This window comes from Collinsella aerofaciens, from assembly GCF_902501475.1.
GTDB lineage: Bacteria > Actinomycetota > Coriobacteriia > Coriobacteriales > Coriobacteriaceae > Collinsella > Collinsella aerofaciens_AL.
Genome location: NZ_CABWIF010000041.1, coordinates 1 through 1,514 on the forward strand (window position 1 = coordinate 1; position 1,514 = coordinate 1,514).

Genomic DNA, 1,514 nt, shown 5'->3' on the forward strand with positions numbered 1-1,514 from the left:
GGGACCTCGGACAAAATCTCGGACCCAATCTGGGTCCAGGAGGGAGTCCGATGTATACGAAAGAGGAGCGCGAGGGGATTCTCTGGGAGTTCCACCGGAGCGGCCTGTCCGCCCCCGCCGCCTGTAGGAGCCTGCCGCTTTTCCCGAACAAGGACAACCTGTATGCTTGGCTCAAGCTGGAGGAGGCGGGCGAGCTGACCGCCCGCGAGATGCCCGACCGGGCGGAGCGCATGCACTGCTCGCACGGCGAGGGCAGCCCCGCATTCGCCGCGAGGCGACCGGGCGCCGAGCCCGCCTCCCCGCGGAAGCGTCGAGCCGAAGGGGGCGCGGGCAAGATGGAGAGGACCGGGCGCGGTGGGGCCGGCGGCGAGCCGCCCGAGCAGACCGACTGGCGGGACTGGGGCCTGGAGGGGCTTCCCGACGACCCCGCCGAGCGCGCCCGCGAGGCCGAGGTCAGGCTCGCCGAGGCCCTGGCGGTGTTGGACGTCCTAAAAGCACCAGGCCCTGGCTCTTTGACGAACGAGGAGAAGCACAGGGCGGGAGAGGCGGCGAGGAGGCTCTCGCCGGCGGTGAGGCTCGCGGACGTGACCAGGACCCTGTCGATCCCGAAGAGCACCTATCTTGACCAGGCGTCCAGGATCTCGAGGCCCGACCCCAAGGCCGCGCTCAGGGAGCGCGTGCGCGCGTCGTTCGAGGCGAGCGGCGGCGCCTACGGGCCCGAGTCCGTGACCGCCGACCTCAGGAGGGGACCCGGCGAGCCCGTCTCGTGGCGCGAGCTCGCGCCCGGGGACGCCGAGACCCCCGTCGTCGCGTCCGAGAAGGTCGTGCGCCGGATCATGCGCGAGGAGGGCCTGGTCGCCCGCAAGGCGGCGCAGATGCGCCGGAGGGCGAGGTACCGCAGCTACCGGGGCGAGCTCGCGGAGCGCCCGGCCAACGTCCCGCTGCGCGCGGACGGGACGCACGACTTCCGCGCGCCCGCGCCCGGCCTGCTCGTGGTCACCGACGTCACGGAGTTCAGGCTCGACGGGTACAGGGCGTACCTGTCGCCCGCGATCGACTGCTTCGACGGGTGGCCGATCTGCTGGAGGGTCTCGGTCCACGCCGACTCCGACCTGATGGTCGGCATGCTCAAGGACCTGGTGGGGATAGTCGGGCCGACCGAGGACCGGCCGCTCACGGTGCACACCGACGGCGGCGCCGTCTACATGGGGCGCGAGTGGCGCGAGGCGTGCGGCCCCGGGGTGGTGCGCTCGATGTCGAGGAGGGCCCGGAGCCCCGACAACGCGCGCGCCGAGGGGTTCTTCGGCACGCTCAAGTGCGACTTCTTCGAGGGCAGGGACTGGACCGGCGTGCCGTTCGACGAGTTCTCCCGCCTGCTCGGCGAATATATCGAGTGGTACAGGGACGGCAAGCTCAAGAAGGACCTAGGATGGAAGACCATTAGGGAGTATCGCGAGGAGAGAGGCCATGCGGCATAGCGCCGCGACATGGTCCGGAAAAACGTCCGAGGTCCC

1 protein-coding gene is annotated in these 1,514 nt (G+C 71.1%); it reads left to right on the top strand.

Annotated features, from left to right (window positions below; all coding sequences use genetic code 11):
* Positions 1 to 50: 50 nt before the first annotated feature.
* On the top strand, positions 51 to 1,478 hold the full coding sequence (locus tag GDJ93_RS07210; RefSeq protein WP_152068279.1) for an IS3 family transposase: 1,428 nt from the start codon (positions 51 to 53) through the stop codon (positions 1,476 to 1,478).
* Positions 1,479 to 1,514: the final 36 nt, after the last annotated feature.

Bases quoted from the DNA above. Each gene is read 5' to 3' on its own strand.
- GDJ93_RS07210 (WP_152068279.1), top strand. From the start codon at position 51: ATGTATACGAAAGAGGAGCGCGAGGGGATTCTCTGGGAGTTCCACCGG.